At 73.3% G+C, this 15280-nt stretch carries 13 protein-coding genes; 7 read left to right on the forward strand and 6 right to left on the reverse strand.

Annotated elements, in window-relative coordinates:
* Position 1 precedes the first annotated feature (1 nt).
* Together hrpB and ACFV4P_RS17890 are read right to left on the reverse strand one after the other, a co-directional pair.
* On the reverse strand, positions 2-2503 hold the full coding sequence (gene hrpB, locus ACFV4P_RS17885; protein ID WP_380472126.1) for an ATP-dependent helicase HrpB: 2502 nt from the start codon (positions 2501-2503) through the stop codon (positions 2-4).
* A gap of 2 nt (positions 2504-2505) precedes the next feature.
* The gene (locus ACFV4P_RS17890) at positions 2506-3399 is read right to left on the reverse strand and encodes a class I SAM-dependent methyltransferase (protein ID WP_380472128.1); all 894 of its coding nucleotides are present in this window, start codon (positions 3397-3399) and stop codon (positions 2506-2508) included.
* A gap of 132 nt (positions 3400-3531) precedes the next feature.
* On the opposite strand from ACFV4P_RS17890, the gene ACFV4P_RS17895 reads away from it, so the two are divergent.
* The 4 genes from ACFV4P_RS17895 to ACFV4P_RS17910 all read left to right on the forward strand — a co-directional run bounded on the left by ACFV4P_RS17895 (position 3532) and on the right by ACFV4P_RS17910 (position 9860).
* The gene (locus ACFV4P_RS17895; protein ID WP_380472130.1) at positions 3532-4812 is read left to right on the forward strand and encodes an RNA-guided endonuclease InsQ/TnpB family protein; all 1281 of its coding nucleotides are present in this window, start codon (positions 3532-3534) and stop codon (positions 4810-4812) included.
* A 408-nt stretch (positions 4813-5220) separates the two neighbouring features.
* Positions 5221-6711, forward strand: a complete 1491-nt coding sequence (gene rpsA / locus ACFV4P_RS17900; protein ID WP_073813589.1) for a 30S ribosomal protein S1 — start codon at positions 5221-5223, stop codon at positions 6709-6711.
* A 364-nt stretch (positions 6712-7075) separates the two neighbouring features.
* Positions 7076-9193, forward strand: a complete 2118-nt coding sequence (locus tag ACFV4P_RS17905; RefSeq protein WP_380472132.1) for an MMPL family transporter — start codon at positions 7076-7078, stop codon at positions 9191-9193.
* A 22-nt stretch (positions 9194-9215) separates the two neighbouring features.
* Positions 9216-9860 carry an MBL fold metallo-hydrolase gene (locus tag ACFV4P_RS17910; protein ID WP_380472134.1) on the forward strand — a complete coding sequence of 215 codons (645 nt, stop codon included), beginning with the start codon at positions 9216-9218 and terminating at the stop codon, positions 9858-9860.
* A 7-nt stretch (positions 9861-9867) separates the two neighbouring features.
* Here ACFV4P_RS17910 and ACFV4P_RS17915 read toward each other — a convergent pair whose 3' ends face one another.
* Positions 9868-10746, reverse strand: coding sequence for an alkaline phosphatase family protein (locus ACFV4P_RS17915; protein WP_380472136.1), 879 nt, complete (start codon positions 10744-10746; stop codon positions 9868-9870).
* A gap of 210 nt (positions 10747-10956) precedes the next feature.
* Here ACFV4P_RS17915 and coaE point away from each other — a divergent pair, with 210 nt between their 5' ends.
* Positions 10957-11553, forward strand: coding sequence for a dephospho-CoA kinase (gene coaE, locus ACFV4P_RS17920; protein WP_380472137.1), 597 nt, complete (start codon positions 10957-10959; stop codon positions 11551-11553).
* Positions 11554-11610: 57 nt separating this feature from the next.
* The gene (locus ACFV4P_RS17925) at positions 11611-12204 is read left to right on the forward strand and encodes a TIR domain-containing protein (protein ID WP_380472138.1); all 594 of its coding nucleotides are present in this window, start codon (positions 11611-11613) and stop codon (positions 12202-12204) included.
* On the opposite strand, the gene ACFV4P_RS17930 is transcribed toward ACFV4P_RS17925, so the two are convergent.
* The 3 genes from ACFV4P_RS17930 to soxR form a co-directional block, all read right to left on the reverse strand.
* Positions 12113-12943: a sulfurtransferase gene (locus tag ACFV4P_RS17930; protein WP_380472139.1), complete on the reverse strand. Its 831-nt coding sequence runs from the start codon at positions 12941-12943 to the stop codon at positions 12113-12115. The two genes, ACFV4P_RS17925 and ACFV4P_RS17930, sit on opposite strands and share 92 nt — an antisense overlap.
* 67 nt (positions 12944-13010) lie before the next feature.
* On the reverse strand, positions 13011-13865 hold the full coding sequence (locus ACFV4P_RS17935; protein WP_380472141.1) for an SAM-dependent methyltransferase: 855 nt from the start codon (positions 13863-13865) through the stop codon (positions 13011-13013).
* Positions 13866-13995: 130 nt separating this feature from the next.
* Positions 13996-14493: a redox-sensitive transcriptional activator SoxR gene (gene soxR / locus ACFV4P_RS17940; protein ID WP_380472143.1), complete on the reverse strand. Its 498-nt coding sequence runs from the start codon at positions 14491-14493 to the stop codon at positions 13996-13998.
* 65 nt (positions 14494-14558) lie between these two features.
* Between soxR and ACFV4P_RS17945 the strand changes: the two genes are divergently transcribed.
* Complete coding sequence (locus tag ACFV4P_RS17945) at positions 14559-15275, forward strand: thiamine pyrophosphate-dependent enzyme (protein ID WP_380472145.1); 717 nt, start codon at positions 14559-14561, stop codon at positions 15273-15275.
* Positions 15276-15280: the final 5 nt, after the last annotated feature.

The following is a 15280-nucleotide window of genomic DNA, read 5'->3' on the forward strand; positions in this document are numbered from 1 at the left end:
GTCACCTGCGCGGGTTCGCCCGGCGGGTGGGCTCGGCCGTCGTCGGGTCCTCCGGCCAGGGGTGACGGGGGTAGCGGCCGCGCAGGTCGGCGCGGACGGCGCGGTAGCCCTCGTGCCAGAACGCGGCCAGGTCGCCGGTGACGGCGGCCGGGCGGCCGGCGGGGGAGAGCAGGTGGACGGTGAGCGGGGCGCGGCCGTCGGCGAGGGCCGGGGCGGCGTCCCAGCCGAACAGCTCCTGGAGCTTGACGGCGAGGACGGGCCGGTCGCCCGTGTAGTCGACCCGGATCCGGCTGCCGGTGGGCACGGTGATCCGCTCCGGGGCGAGCTCGTCCAACCGGCCCGCCTGGCCGCTCGCCCACGGCAGCAGGCGTTGCAGCGCGGCGGCGGTGTCGATCCGCTCCAGGTCGGCGCGGCGGCGGGCCCGGGAGAGTTCCGGCTCCAGCCACTGCTCGGCGGCGGTCAGCAGCGCGGCGTCGCCCACGTCCGGCCACACCCCGCCCAGGGTGCGGTGCAGGAAGGCGAGCCGCTCGCGCAGCCCCGCCGCAGCGGGCGGCCAGCTCAACAGCGCGGACACGCCCTCCCGTTCGAGACCGGTCAGCAGCGCCTTGCGGACCAGCGCCGGATCGGGCGAGGCCAGCGGCACCGCGGCGAGCTCGACCGCGCCGAGGGTCTCCACCCGACGGGCCGTCACCTCCCGCTGCCGGGCCGACCAGCCGACCTCCTCCCGCCCGTCCAGCAGCGGCGCGCCCGCCCGGCGGGCCGTCGCCTCGTCGATCGCCACCGCCCGCAGCACCCGCGCCGACGGCGAACCGGCCGGACGGTCGGCCACCGCGATCGCCAGCCACCCGCCGGCCGGCAGCCGCGAGCCGCCCTGCACCTGGGCGGCCGTCCCGGAGGCCATCAGGTACGCGCCGTCGCCGCCCTCCCGGGCCCTTGCCAGCCGCTCCGGGTACGCCAGGCCGACCACCAGCCCGGCCGCGGCGGCGTCGGAGAGGCCGCCCTCCCGGTGCTGTTCCAGGCCGCGTTCCAGCCGGCGGGTCTCCTCCTTCCAGCGGCGCGCGTACGGGTCGTCGCCCTGCCTGACGGTGCGCCAGATCTGCGCGAGGTCGTCGCCGAGGGCGCGCGGCGGCTCCTCGGACAGCAACGCGACCAGCTCGGCGGCGCGCCGCCGACCGACGGCCGCGGCGCCGTCCAGCAGCGCGCGGGCGAGGCGGGGGTGCAGGCCGGTGCGGGCGATCGTCCGGCCGCGGTCGGTGGGGCGGCCGTCGGCGTCCACCGCGTCCAGCGCGCGCAGCGTGTCGCGGGCGGCGGCCATCGCCCCGGCGGGCGGCGGGTCGGGAAGGGTGAGGCCGGCGGCGTCCGGGTCGCCCCAGCAGGCGGCCTGCAGGGCGAACGAAGTCAGGTCGGCGAGCGCGATCTCGGGCGTCGGGAAGCGGGCCGCGCGGGCGTCCTCCACCTCCGCCCAGCACCGGTACACCGTGCCCGGGGCCTCGCGCCCGGCCCGGCCGGCCCGCTGCCGGGCGGCGGCCAGCGAGGTGCGGACGGTGACCAGGCCGGACAGGCCGCGGGCGTGGTCGGTGCGCGGCTCCCGGGTCAGCCCGGAGTCCACCACCACCCGCACGCCCGGCACCGTCAGCGAGGACTCGGCGACCGAGGTGGCCAGCACCACCCGCCGCGCGGCGCCCGGCGCGAGCGCCGCGTCCTGCACGGACTGCGGCGCCTGCCCGTGCAGCTGCAGCACCTCGACACCGGCCAACTGCCCGGCCACCCGGGCGATCTCGCCCACGCCCGGGAGGAAGCACAGCACGTCCCCGGTGCGCTCGGCGAGCGCCCGGCGGACCGTCGCCGCGACGTGCTCCAGCAGCGCCGGATCGACCCGCGTCCCCTGCGGCGGACGGACCGCGGCCGGCGGCGGCGCCCACACCGTCGCCACCGGGTGCGAGACGCCCTCGGCGGCCACCACCGGTGCGCCGCCCAGCAGTTCGGCCCAGGCGTCGGTGTCGGCGGTCGCCGAGGCCAGCAGCAGCCGCAGCTCCGGGCGGAGCGCCGCCCGGACGTCCAGCAGGAACGCCAGCGCGGTGTCCGCGTCCAGGTGCCGCTCGTGGCACTCGTCGAGCACCACCGTGTCCACGCCCGGCAGTTCGGGATCGCGCTGCAGACGCTGCAACAGGACGCCGGTGGTGACCACCTCGACCCGGGTCTCCGGGCCGACCCGGCGCTCGCCGCGCACCGTGAACCCGACCCGGCCGCCAACTTGCTCGCCCTGCAGCCAGGCCATCCGCCGGGCCGCCGCCCGCACCGCCAGCCGGCGCGGCTCGGCGACCAGCACCCGGCGCGGCGGGCCAGGGAAAGCGTCCAGCAGGCCCGCCAGCGCCAGCGGCACCAGCGTCGTCTTTCCGGTGCCGGGCGGCGCGGACAGCACCGCCGCGCCGTGCTCCTCCAGCGCCGCCGCGAGCGGCAACAGCGCGGTGCGGACGGGCAGTTCGAGCCCCCCGGCGCGCACCGTCAGCCGTTCCGGCGGGCGACGAAGATTGCCGTCCCGGGGATGTGCCGGCCGCGCAGCGGGCTCCAGCCGCCCCACTCCTGCTCCAGCTCCTCCGGCCACTCCGGCTCGATCAGGTCGACCAGCGAGAACCCGGCCCCGACCAGCTCCCGCACCCGGTCGCCCACCGTCCGGTGGTGCTCGACGTACGTCGCCACGCCCTGCTCGTCCTGCTCCACGTACGGCGTCCGGTCGAAGTACGAGGACGACGCCGTCAGGCCCTCCTCGCCCGGCTCGTCCGGGAACGCCCAGCGGATCGGGTGCGTCACCGAGAACACCCACCGCCCGCCCGGCCGCAGCACCCGGTGCACCTCGCGCATCAGCCGCGCCGTGTCCGCGCTGAACGGCACCGCGCCGTACGCCGAGCACGCGTGGTCGAACGAGCCGTCCGCGAACGGCAGCACCGCGCCGTCCGCCTGCACCACCGCGACCGGCTCCAGGCCGCGGCCCAGGTCGAGCCGCCGCGAGTGCTGCAACTGCCGGTACGAGATGTCCAGCGCCACCGGCCGGGCGCCCTGCGCGGCCAGCCAGCGCGAGCACTGCGCCGCGCCCGACCCGATCTCCAGCACGTCCGCGCCCTTCAGCGCCGCCGGCTCGCCGAGCAGCCGCACCTCGGCCTCGTCCACGCCCTCCGGGCACCAGGTGAACCGGTCGTCGCCCAGGAACTCCCCGTGCTCGTCCTGGTACTCGTCCGCGTTCCGGTCCCACCAGTGCCGGCTCGCCCGGCTCGACTCCACCTCCCCGGCCTCCCGCCGGAGCGCCTCGTCGCCGTCCTCGTCCTGCTCGGCGTCGCCCTGGTAGGCGCTCGGGACGTCGTACTCGGCGGGGTCGTAGTCGCGGGGCATTGAATCCGTCATCTGGAATCTCCGGTGATGCCCCGGTCCTGGCCGGGGAGGAACGGGCTGTTGAGTCGGAGCAGCTGGGCTCCGTGGTGATCCTCGCAGGTTTGAGCAGCGTGTGCTGTCGGCGGCCGGCGGTAGCTTGGCCAGGTGCACCTGCGGTATTCGTTCCGCCTGTATCCGACGGTCGGTCAGCGTGCGGCGCTGGCGCGGACGTTCGGCTGCGCGCGGGTGGTGTTCAACGATGCCTTGGCCGTGCGGCAGGAGGCGAGGAGGTCCGGGCAGCCCTGTCCGAGAAGCGCGGACCTGCAGAAACGCGTGATCACACGGGCCAAGCAGACACCGGAGCGGGCGTGGCTGGCATCGGTGGGCGTGGACCCGCTGATCCAGTCCTTGCGGGATCTGGACGCGGCCTACCGGGCCTTCTTCGATTCGCAGTCCGGTGGACGGGCTGGGCGTCGGGTCGGGCCCCCGAGGTTCAAGTCGAGGAAGGACAGCCGGCAGTCGCTGCGGTTCACCCGCAACGGGTTCCGAATCCGGCCGAACGGGAAGCTGAACCTGGCGAAGATCGGCGATGTGCGGGTGAGGTGGTCGCGGAGGCTGCCTGCGGATCCGTCCTCGGTGACGGTGGTGCTCGACGCGGCAGGGCGCTACCACGCGAGCTTCGTGGTGGACACGGAACCCACCCTCCTGCCGGAGACGGACCGGGAGGTCGGGATCGATCTGGGGCTGGCTGCCCATGCCGTCTGTTCCGACGGCGCAGTGATCGACAACCCGCGCTTTCTGCGCAGGGCGGAGAGGAGGCTGAAGTCGGCGCAGCGGGCGCTCTCCCGCAAGGCCAAGGGCTCGAGGAACCGGGCCAAGGCCCGGCGGAAGCTTGCCAAGGCGCATGCCAGGGTGGCCGATTCCCGTAGGGACTGGCTGCACAAGGAGTCCACCAGGCTGGTCCGTGAGAACCAAGCGGTGTACCTGGAGGACTTGAACGTGCGGGGCCTGGCCCGGGGCAGATTGGCGAAGTCCGTCCACGATGCCGGCTGGGCGACCTTCCGGCGAATGATCGAGGAGAAGGCGGCCCGGTACGGCCGGACCGTTGGGATCGTCGGCCGGTTCGAGCCGACCTCCCAGGTCTGTTCGGCCTGTGGTGCGCACGACGGCCCGAAGCCTCTTGCGGTACGGGAGTGGACGTGCGTGGCGTGCGGGGCCGTTCACGACCGTGATCTGAACGCTGCCCGAAACATCCTGGCCGCCGGGCGGGCGGACAGGTCAAACGCCCGTGGAGGGCCGGTGAGACCGGGCGTGGCAACCCCACGCCGGGCGCGGCTCGTGGAAGCGGGAACCCATCGGGACACCGGCAGCGGTACCGGGTGCGAGCCCTGCGCCGCCGGTGCGACCGGAAGCCCCCGGCGCGGGCCGGGGGAGGACGTCAAGTAAGGTATGGAATGCGGAAGCGCCGCTGCCGCGGAACCGGTCCCTGGCGGGATCGGGTCGGGCTGTGGCATCCGGGGAGTAGGGCCGGTGTTCGAGCCACCGCGAGGTGCGCCTTCGGAGAATATGGCCTGATCCGTCCCGGCCTCTACCGGTCTCGCCGACTTCGGCATTGACCGTGTCCGGGTGTCCCCGTATGCTACAAGTTGCGCTGCGGGCCTGCGCGCCTCGGACGGAGCAGGTCGCGCTCGCATCTGTCGAAGACCCCACGGTCGTCAGACGGACACCGGGATTCCCGTTGACGGAATCGTTTCGGTGGCCGTTTTCTGGCCTGTACGGCTTTCGGTGGGAGCGATCAGGGCCCTCCGCGTGGCATTACTACGACTTCATGTCCGTACCGGAGCCCTTTTCCTAATGACGAGCCCCACCGACACCTCTGTCAGCACCACCCCGCAGGTTGCGGTCAACGACATCGGCGACGCCGAGGCCTTCCTCGCCGCCATCGACGAGACCATCAAGTACTTCAACGACGGCGACATCGTTGAGGGCGTCATCGTGAAGGTCGACCGTGACGAGGTGCTCCTCGACATCGGTTACAAGACCGAGGGTGTCATCCCGTCCCGCGAGCTCTCGATCAAGCACGACGTCGACCCCCACGAGGTTGTCGCGGTCGGCGACAACATCGAGGCCCTGGTTCTCCAGAAGGAGGACAAGGAGGGTCGCCTGATCCTGTCCAAGAAGCGTGCGCAGTACGAGCGCGCCTGGGGCACGATCGAGAAGATCAAGGAAGAGGACGGCATCGTCACCGGTACCGTCATCGAGGTCGTCAAGGGTGGTCTCATCCTCGACATCGGCCTCCGCGGCTTCCTCCCGGCCTCGCTGGTCGAGATGCGTCGTGTCCGCGACCTCCAGCCCTACGTGGGCAAGGAGCTCGAGGCGAAGATCATCGAGCTGGACAAGAACCGCAACAACGTGGTCCTGTCCCGCCGCGCCTGGCTCGAGCAGACCCAGAGCGAGGTCCGCCAGACCTTCCTCACCACCCTGCAGAAGGGCCAGGTCCGCTCCGGCGTCGTCTCCTCGATCGTCAACTTCGGTGCGTTCGTGGACCTCGGCGGCGTCGACGGCCTGGTGCACGTCTCCGAGCTGTCCTGGAAGCACATCGACCACCCGAACGAGGTTGTCGAGGTCGGCCAGGAGGTCACCGTCGAGGTTCTCGACGTCGACATGGACCGCGAGCGTGTCTCCCTGTCGCTGAAGGCGACCCAGGAGGACCCGTGGCAGCAGTTCGCCCGCACGCACCAGATCTCCCAGGTCGTGCCGGGTAAGGTCACCAAGCTGGTTCCGTTCGGTGCGTTCGTCCGCGTGGACGAGGGCATCGAGGGCCTGGTCCACATCTCCGAGCTGGCCGAGCGCCACGTCGAGATCCCGGAGCAGGTCGTCCAGGTCGGCGACGAGATCTTCGTCAAGGTCATCGACATCGACCTCGAGCGTCGTCGCATCAGCCTCTCGCTGAAGCAGGCCAACGAGTCCCTCGGTGCCGACCCGGCGTCGGTCGAGTTCGACCCGACCCTGTACGGCATGGCTGCCTCGTACGACGACCAGGGCAACTACATCTACCCGGAGGGCTTCGACCCCGAGGCGAACGACTGGCTGCCCGGCTTCGAGAAGCAGCGCGAGGAGTGGGAGCGGCAGTACGCCGAGGCCCAGTCCCGCTTCGAGCAGCACCAGGCCCAGGTCATCAAGTCCCGCGAGGCGGACGCGGCTGCTGCCGCCGAGGCCGGCGAGGAGGCCCCGGTGTCCGGTGGCGGCTCGTACTCCTCCAGCAGCGACGAGGGCTCGGGCGCGCTGGCGTCCGACGAGGCGCTTGCCGCTCTGCGGGAGAAGCTGGCCGGTGGCCAGAGCTGAACGCTCTCGCTTCGGAGTAGCTGACTGCTGACTCAACAGGGACCCCCTGTCCAGGCTTGCCTGGGCGGGGGGTTCCTGTTTTTGCGCCCGCAGTCGCGTCCCGTCGCGTCCGTCGCGTCCCGCGTCGGGTCAAAGGGTGGGAACTGAGGAGCTTAAGTGGCGTTTATGTGAAGGGAATTGTGAGATGAGGCTCATCGTCCGGCTATAGAACGTTTGGGTGGTCGCGCATACCTTGGGGTGAGTTGTCCGAAAGGCTCCCCGCATGCGCAGCTCTCGCTCCAATGCAGTAGCAGAGGTCCAGGTTTCCCAGGTTCGTGGCCGGTTGGCCGCGCTTGGGCGGGTGTGTTTCCGGCACCGGCGTTGGGTGCTGGGGGTGTGGGCGGCGGTGCTCGTGGTGGGGGTGCTGATCGGCGGGCGGGTGTTCGAGGGCTCGGTGGCGGGGACGGGCGGCGGTGGGTCGGAGTCGGCGCGGGGGGCGGCGGTGGTCCAGGCCGCGGACCCGGCGCAGGGCACCGTGACGGCGGTGGTGGACGGTCCGCAGGTGGCGGACGAAGGCGTCAAGTCGGCCGTCCAGCAGGCGAGTTCCGAGGTGGCGAAGCTGTCCGGCGTCCTCTCGGTGGCGGACACGTACTCGACGGGCGGCCGGCTGAGCGCGGACGACGGCAGGGCGTCGCTGGTGACCGTGCGGATGGCGGACGGCGCGTCGGCGAAGCAGCTGAGCGCGGTGACGGACCGGCTGGAGCGGATCACCGCGGACGGCGCGCACACGGTGGTCGGCGGCGATCCGGTGCTGCAGCAGGAGGTGAAGGACCAGACCGCGAAGGACACCCGCTTCGGGGAGATCGTGACGCTGCCGCTCACCCTGATCGTGATGGTGCTGGTGTTCGGCGGGCTGGCCGCGGCGGGCCTGCCGGGGATCGGGGCGGTGGCGTCGGTGGGCGGCGCGCTGCTGGCGATGTTCGGGTTCAGCCGGATCATGGACATCGACACCAGTGTCCTGCCGATCGCGACGGTGCTGGGCCTGGGCCTGTCGATCGACTACGCGCTGCTGATGGTGAACCGTTTCCGCGAGGAACGCGGCCTGGGCGCGACGATCGCGCAGGCGGTGGAGCGGACGTCCGCGACGGCCGGCCGGACGGTGGCGTTCTCGGGGCTGACGGTGGCGGTGGCGCTGAGCGGCCTGTTCGTGTTCACCAGCCCGGTGTTCCGGGCGGTCGCGGCGGCCGGCGTGAGCGTGGTGGTGATCGCGGTGGCGGCGGCGCTGACGCTGATTCCGGCGCTGCTGGGCTTCATGGGGCGGCGGATCAAGGCGCCCGGCGGGCCCGTCCCGGACGAGGGGTTCTTCTCCCGGACGGTGCGCCGGGTGCAGCGGCGGGCGGTGCCGGTGATGCTGGCCTGCGTGGCGCTGCTGCTCGCGGCGGGCGCGCCGTTCCTGGGCTCGCACTTCCGCAACTCGGGCGCCGAGGTGCTGCCGAAGAGCTTCGCGTCCCGGCAGGTCGCCGAGACGGTGCAGGAACGTTTCCCGGCGCAGGTCCCGGCCCCCGTCCAGGTGGTCGTCGAGGGGACGCCGCAGCAGGCGCAGCACTACGCGGACACCGTGGTGGCGAGCGTGCCGGGCGTGTCGGGGGTGCGGGCCGTGGTGCCCGTCTCGGACGAGGTGCAGACCGTGGACGTCCTGGTGAAGGGCGACCCGCAGGGCGCGGAGGCCAAGCGGGTGGTCGCCGAACTGCGTGATCACCGCGGCGGCCTGGAGACGTCCGTGACGGGGGACGCGGCGTCGCTGGTGGACTTCCGGCACGAGATCGACTCGCGCGGGCCGTGGGCGCTGGGCCTGGTCGCGGCGGGGACGCTGGTGCTGCTGTTCATGATGACCGGCTCGGTGGTGTTGCCGGTCAAGGCGCTGCTGATGAACGTGCTGTCGCTGGGCGCGTCGCTGGGGGCGCTGACGCTGGTGTTCCAGCACGGCTACTTCAGCGGGCTGCTCGGGTTCACCCCGACCGGCGGCCTGGAGACGGTGATCCCGGTGCTGGTGTTCGCCTTCGCGTTCGGGCTGTCGATGGACTACGAGGTGTTCCTGCTGTCCCGGATCAAGGAACTCCACGACCAGGGCCACGGCTGCCTGCGCTCGGTGGAGCTGGGCCTGCAACGCAGCGGTCGGATCATCACTTCGGCCGCGCTGCTGATGGTGATCGTGTTCGCCGGGTTCGCCTTCGGGCAGATGCTCATGGTCAAACAGATGGGCATCGCGCTGGCCGTCGCCGTCGCCGTGGACGCCACCCTGGTGCGCACCCTGCTGGTGCCCGCCACCATGTCGCTGTTCGGCCGCCTCAACTGGTGGGCGCCCGCCCCGCTGCGCCGCCTGCACGGGATCATCGGCCTCAGCGAGCACGTCGAACTGCCGCCGCTGCGCCCGCTGACGCTGCCCGTGGCGCTGCCCGCCCCGCGCCTGCCCAAGCAGCCGGGGTTCGCGCCCGCACCCTAGGGCCTGGCCCTAGTCTGGCGGTATGCGACTGACGAAGTACGGCCATGCCTGCGTCCGGATCGAGCACGCGGAGGGGGCGGTGCTGATCGATCCCGGCATGTTCACCGGCCCGGACGTGGTGCGCGGGGTGAGCGCGCTGCTGATCACGCACGAGCACGCCGACCATTTCACCGAGGGGCAGGTGCGGGCCGCCGTCGAGGCCAATCCGGGGCTGCGGGTCTGGACCAACCGCTCGGTGGCCCGGCAGCTGGAGGGCATCGGCACGCGGGTGACGGTGGTCGGCGACGGCGATGCGTTCGAGCTGGACGGGCTGCCGGTGACGGTGCACGGCGAGTGGCACGCGGAGATCCACCGGGACATCGAGCGGATCCCGAACATCGGCTTCCTGCTCGGCGGCCGGGTCTTCCACCCGGGCGACGCGCTGACCGTCGCGCCGGACACCGTCGACACGCTGCTGCTGCCGATCGGCGCGCCGTGGGTGAAGGTCGGCGAATTGGTCGACTACCTGCGCGACGCCCGGCCCCGGCAGGCGGTGGGCATTCACGAGGCGACCCTCAGCGAGGCCGGGCAGGCCGTGCACGGGCGGCTGCTCGGCCCGCAGGGACCCGGCACCGGCGGCGTGGAGTACCGGGTGCTGGGCGCCGGCGAGTCCGTCGACCTGTCCTGACGCCTGGTCAGTGCACCGTCGCGGCGGCCGTGAACGGGCGGCCGTCGAGCGTCCAGTGCGGGTCGGGGGCGATCTCCAGCGCCGCGTACACCTGCGCCGCGACGTCGGTGTGGTGCAGCGGGCCGACCGGCACGCCCGGGGTGATGCCGGGGCCGAACGCGGCGATCCACGCGGTGCGTTCGAGTTCGCTGCGGCCGCCGTGGCCGCCCGCGTCGACGTGCCCGTGGTCGGTGACCACGACGACCGTCCACTCCTCGGCGGCGTACGTGGGCCGCTCGCGCAGGGCGGCCAGCAGGCGGCCGAGGCGGACGTCGGCGGCCTCGATCGAGCGGCGGTAGTCCTCGCCGCAGCCGCGGAAGTGCGCGGTCTCGTCCACCGCGCCGAGGTAGACGAAGGACGCCTGCGGGTCGTCGTCGGACCGGGCGAGCACGTACTCGGCCTCGGCGGTGACCCGCTCGTCGCAGACCTCCCACGCCTCCGGGGTGTCCTCCAGCGGCGCGATGTACGAGAGCCGGCCGGGCGCGTTGAACAGCGGGCCGCCGTCGCGGGCCAGGAACAGCGGCTCCCAGCCGCCGACCGCGAAGGTGCGGCGGCGGTGCGTCTTGGCGAGGCGGGTGGTGAAGTCCGGGAACACGTCGAGGCGGTGGCCCCCGAAGTGGTTGCCGAGCACGCCGTGCTTGGCGACGCCGACGCCGGTGGCGATGGTCGCCCAGCACGGGCCGGACATCGTCGGGGTGGCGTCGTCGACCTCGACGCGGCCGAGGAAACCGGCGGCGGCGACCGCGTCCAGGTGCGGGGTGTGCAGCTCGGGCAGCAGGTCGAGACGGACGCCGTCGATGCCGACGACCAGGACCCGGCGCGGGCCGGCGGGCCAGTTGCTGGACACGGGTGGTGCTCCGATCGTTCGAGGGTGGGGCAGGTGTTCGGCACCCTAACCGGCGAATTTGGCCTCGCAGAGCTGTACGGACAACTCGTCCCGGACGCCCCTTGGGCGGGCCTCCCCGGAATTCCCGCGAAGTTCCCCTTGCGGCCGTCCGGCGTTCGCTCCGGGCGGGCCCCTCCGAGCGCCCCGGTACGGACCGGTAACCTGACTCGCATGCTGAGGATCGGACTGACGGGCGGAATCGGCGCGGGCAAGAGCGAGGTCTCCCGCCAACTCGCCGCGCTGGGCGCGGTGATCATCGACTCGGACCTGATCGCCCGCGAGGTGGTCGCCCCCGGAACGCCCGGACTGGCCGCGGTGGTCGCCGAGTTCGGCCCCGAGGTGCTGCTGCCCGACGGCGCCCTCGACCGCCCCGCCCTCGGCCGGATCGTCTTCACCGACCCGGCCCGCCTCGCCGCCCTCAACGCGATCGTCCACCCCCTGGTCCGGGCCCGATCCGCCGAACTGGAGGCCGCCGCCGGCCCCGACGCGATCGTCGTCCACGACGTCCCGCTCCTCGCCGAGAACGGCCTCGCCCCCCTCTACGACCTGGTCGTCGTCATCGACGTCCCCGACGCCGAACGCCTCCGCCGCCTCACCGCCCTCCGCGGCATGCCCGAGGACGAGGCCCGCGCCCGCATGTCCGCCCAGGCCACCCGCGAGGCCCGCCTCGCCGTCGCCGACCTGGTCCTCGACAACAGCGGCACCCTCGACCGACTCACCACCCGCGTCCACGACCTCTGGCGCCAACTGGAACTGCGCCGCGCCTGACCGGTCGCCGGCGTCGCCCTTCTCGACGGGCGGGACGGCGCCGAAGAGGATGGGGGCATGTCCCTTGTCTTCGTCAACTACCGCACGGGCGACGAGGAAGCGGTCGCCGCGCTGCTCGACCACGGGCTGTCGCACCGGTTCGGCAGCGAGCGGGTGTTCCGGGCCTGCAAGTCCATCGCGCCCGGCCGCTGCTACCCGCAGGAGCTGATCGCCGCGGTGCGTTCCTGCCCGGTGCTGCTCGCGGTGATCGGGCCGCGCTGGTTCGACGTCCGGGGCCGGGACGGGCGTGCCGCGGTGGAGGACCCGGAGGACTGGCCGTGCCGCGAGATCGCCGAGGCGTTCGCGGCGGGCGCGCTGGTCGTCCCGGTGCTGGTCGGCGACACCCCGAGGCTGCACCCCGAACGCCTCCCCGAGCCGCTCGCCGCGCTCGCCCACTGCCAGTACCGGCGGCTGGACCTGCGCACCTCGCACGCCGACCTGACCCGGATCGCGGACGAACTCGCCTGCCTGGTGCCCGAACTGGCCGACGTGGACGAGGTGTGCGCGAGGTGCCGGTCGGTCAGTCCCCCGTGGCCGTCGGGAGGGTGGTTTCCGGGCGGCCCCAGTCGGACCAGGAGCCGTCGTAGACGGTGGGGGCGGGGTGGGTGGTGAGGTGGGCGGCGAAGGCGAGGATGCAGGCGGTGACGCCGGAGCCGCAGGTGGTGACGAGGCGGGGGCGGTGGGCGGTGGCGGCGGCGAGGCGGGCGTGCAGCTCGGGGAGGGGGAGGTAGCGGCCGTCGGGGGTGAGGAGTTCGGTGAAGGGGAGGTTGGCGGAGCCGGGGAGGTGGCCGCGGCGCAGGTGCGGGCGGGGTTCGGGGGCGTCGCCGGTGAAGCGCTCGCGGGAGCGGGCGTCCAGGACGGTGGTGCCGGGGTCGGCGAGGGCGGCGGCCACGGCGTCCCGGTCGATCAGCAGGCCGGGGCGCGGCCGGGCGGTGAAGTCGCCGGGGGAGTACGGGAGTTGTTCGGAGGTGACGGGGTGGCCGGCGGCCTGCCAGGCGGGCAGTCCGCCGTTCAGGACGGCGGCGCGGTCGAAGCCCATGGCGCGCAGCATCCACCAGGCGCGCGGGCTGGAGTAGATCCCGGCGCCGTCGTAGAGGACGACGGTGGAGCGGTCGTTGACGCCGAGGGCGCGCAGTTCGCGCTGGAAGTCGGCGGCCGAGGGCATGGTGTGCGGCAGGTCGGAGGCCGGGTCGGAGAGCGGCCCGTCGATGTCGAACGGGCGGGCGCCGGGGATGCGGAGCGCGGCGTGGCGGTGCGTGCCGAGGCTCGCGTCCAGGACCACCAGGTCGGGGTCGGCGAGGCCGTCGGCCAGCCAGGAAGGGTCGACCAGGGGCGGCGGCAGTGCGGTCACGGGACAGCCTCCAGAGATGGGGAGGCAAGAATGATCGCACTGCCGCCGAACGGCCAGTGACGCGGCGTCAGGGCTTGCGGGCGACGCCGGCCCAGATGGCGACCTGGTCGTCGGTGTCCTGCGGGGCCTGGTCGGGACGCCACTGCGGGGCGGTGACCAGACCGGGTTCGAGCAGTTCCAGGCCGTCGAAGAAGCGCAGCACCTGCGCGTGGGAGCGCATGGTGAGCTGGGCGGTCGCGGAGCGGTACACGGCGGGGCCCTTCGAGGCGTGCTCCGCGTCGTCGATGAAGTCCGCGGTGCCGTGCGAGAGCGCCAGGAAGCTGCCGGAGGGCAGGGCGTCGACCAGGGTGCGGACGACGGCGTACGGGTCGTCCGCGTCGTCGATGAAGTGCAGGATCGCGAACAGCATCAGGGCGACCGGCCGGTCGAGGTCGAGCAGGTCACGGACGGCGGGGTCGGTGAGGATCGCCTTCGGGTCGCGCAGGTCGGCCTGCAGGACGCTGACGCTGCCCTGCTGCGCGCCGGCCAGCAGGGCCCGGCCGTGGACCAGCACGATCGGGTCGTTGTCCAGGTAGGCGACCCGGGCGGCGGGGTCGACGGACTGGGCGATCTCGTGGGTGTTGCCCGCGGAGGGGATGCCGGTGCCGATGTCGAGGAACTGGCGGACGCCCTGCTCGGCGGCGAGGGTGCGCACCGCGCGCTGCAGGAAGGCGCGGTTGGCGAGCGCGCTGATCCGCACCAGCGGGCTGAGCGCGAGCACCTTCTCGGCGGCGGCCCGGTCGGCGGGGAAGTTGTCCTTGCCGCCCAGGTAGTAGTCGTACATCCGGGCCGGGTGCGGGACCTCGGGGCGCAGCTCGGCGGACGGCGGCGGACTCTGGGCGCCGGACATCCAGTCGAGCGAGATCTCCTGATGATCGGTCATATCCGGCCCCCCGTTGATGGAACACGCTTTCGGGGCAGCATAGACGGCCGGGAAACCGGTTCGACGACGGATGGCCGAAACCGGTCCCCGGCGGACAGGCTAGCGCCCGGGTCCGACAGCCGGGCCGTCGTCAGAGCGGGCGCTCGGGTCCGACAACCGGCTCCGGCCCGTCGTCCGGGTCGCGGGTGAGCAGGTAGCGGGCGCCGGGCCCGGCCGCGGCGGCGCGGTCGCCGGCGTTGTACAGCGCGCAGCGGCTCATGGAGAGGCAGCCGCAGCCGATGCAGCCCGTCAACTTGGCTTTCATCATTTGGAGTTCGGCGATCTGCCGGTCGATGCGGTGCTGCCAGGTGCTGGCCACGGAGTGCCAGTCGCGGGGTGTGGGCGCACGGTCCTCGGGCAGTCGGGCGAGCGCGGTGCGGACCTCCTCCAGGGAGAGGCCGACCTGCTGGGCGGCCCGGACGAAGGCGATCCGGCGCAGCGCGGCGCGCGGGTAGCGGCGCTGATTGCCGGTGGTGCGCTCGGAGTGGATCAGGCCGAGGCTCTCGTAGTAGCGCAGCGCGGAGGTGGCGAGGCCGCTGCGCTCGGCGAGTTGGCCGATGGTGAGGCGGTCGTGCCGGGAGGGCGTCATGCCCCGGAACACTACCGGCGCGCGCCCTTGACCTGAAGCGGACTTGAAGTTGGATGCTCAGTGGCATGACGAGCGAAACAACGCACACTCCCGGCCGCCCCGCCGGCCCGGGCTGGGCCGACCTGCCGCACCTGATGTCGGTGATGACCGGCGACGAGAAGCACTCCCCGGCCGCGACCTCCACCCTGGACGCCCTCTGGGTGCTCTACGACCGGGTCCTGAACGTCGGCCCGGCCACCGTGGACGCGGCCCACCGGGACCGCTTCCTGCTGTCCAAGGGCCACGGCCCGATGGCGTACTACGCGGTGCTGGCCGCCAAGGGCTTCTTCCCGGTGGAGCTGCTGTCCAGCTTCGGGTCGTACGACTCGCCGCTCGGCCACCACCCGGACCGGCTGCTGGTGCCCGGCGCGGAGATCGGCTCCGGCTCGCTCGGGCACGGGCTGCCGCTGGCCGTCGGGACGGCGCTGGGCCTGCGGGCGCAGGGCCTGGACGCCCCGGCGGTGTGGGTGCTGGTCGGGGACGCCGAGTTCGACGAGGGCAGCAACCACGAGGCGGTGGCGTTCGCCGGCGCGTACGGCCTGGAGCGGCTGCACGTCGTGGTGATCGACAACTCCTCGGCCACGCACGGCTGGAACGGCGGCATCGCGGCCCGGTTCGCGGGCGAGGGCTGGTCCACGGCCACCGTGGACGGCCGCGACCACGAGGAGCTGCACCGGGCGTTCACCGCCCCGCACCCCGGCCGGCCGCACGTGGTGGTCGCCCGCGTCGAACCCAAGAACTGACAGCC

It is taken from the genome of Kitasatospora sp. NPDC059795, from assembly GCF_042732175.1.
In the GTDB taxonomy this organism is placed as follows: Bacteria; Actinomycetota; Actinomycetes; order Streptomycetales; family Streptomycetaceae; genus Kitasatospora.

What these genes read in the sequence shown, in the direction of transcription:
- ACFV4P_RS17890 (WP_380472128.1), bottom strand. Translation starts at nt 3,399, where the DNA reads ATGACGGATTCAATGCCCCGCGACTACGACCCCGCCGAGTACGACGTC.
- rpsA (WP_073813589.1), top strand. Translation starts at nt 5,221, where the DNA reads ATGACGAGCCCCACCGACACCTCTGTCAGCACCACCCCGCAGGTTGCG.
- ACFV4P_RS17910 (WP_380472134.1), top strand. Translation starts at nt 9,216, where the DNA reads ATGCGACTGACGAAGTACGGCCATGCCTGCGTCCGGATCGAGCACGCG.
- coaE (WP_380472137.1), top strand. Translation starts at nt 10,957, where the DNA reads ATGCTGAGGATCGGACTGACGGGCGGAATCGGCGCGGGCAAGAGCGAG.
- ACFV4P_RS17925 (WP_380472138.1), top strand. Translation starts at nt 11,611, where the DNA reads ATGTCCCTTGTCTTCGTCAACTACCGCACGGGCGACGAGGAAGCGGTC.
- ACFV4P_RS17935 (WP_380472141.1), bottom strand. Translation starts at nt 13,865, where the DNA reads ATGACCGATCATCAGGAGATCTCGCTCGACTGGATGTCCGGCGCCCAG.
- soxR (WP_380472143.1), bottom strand. Translation starts at nt 14,493, where the DNA reads ATGACGCCCTCCCGGCACGACCGCCTCACCATCGGCCAACTCGCCGAG.
- ACFV4P_RS17945 (WP_380472145.1), top strand. Translation starts at nt 14,559, where the DNA reads ATGACGAGCGAAACAACGCACACTCCCGGCCGCCCCGCCGGCCCGGGC.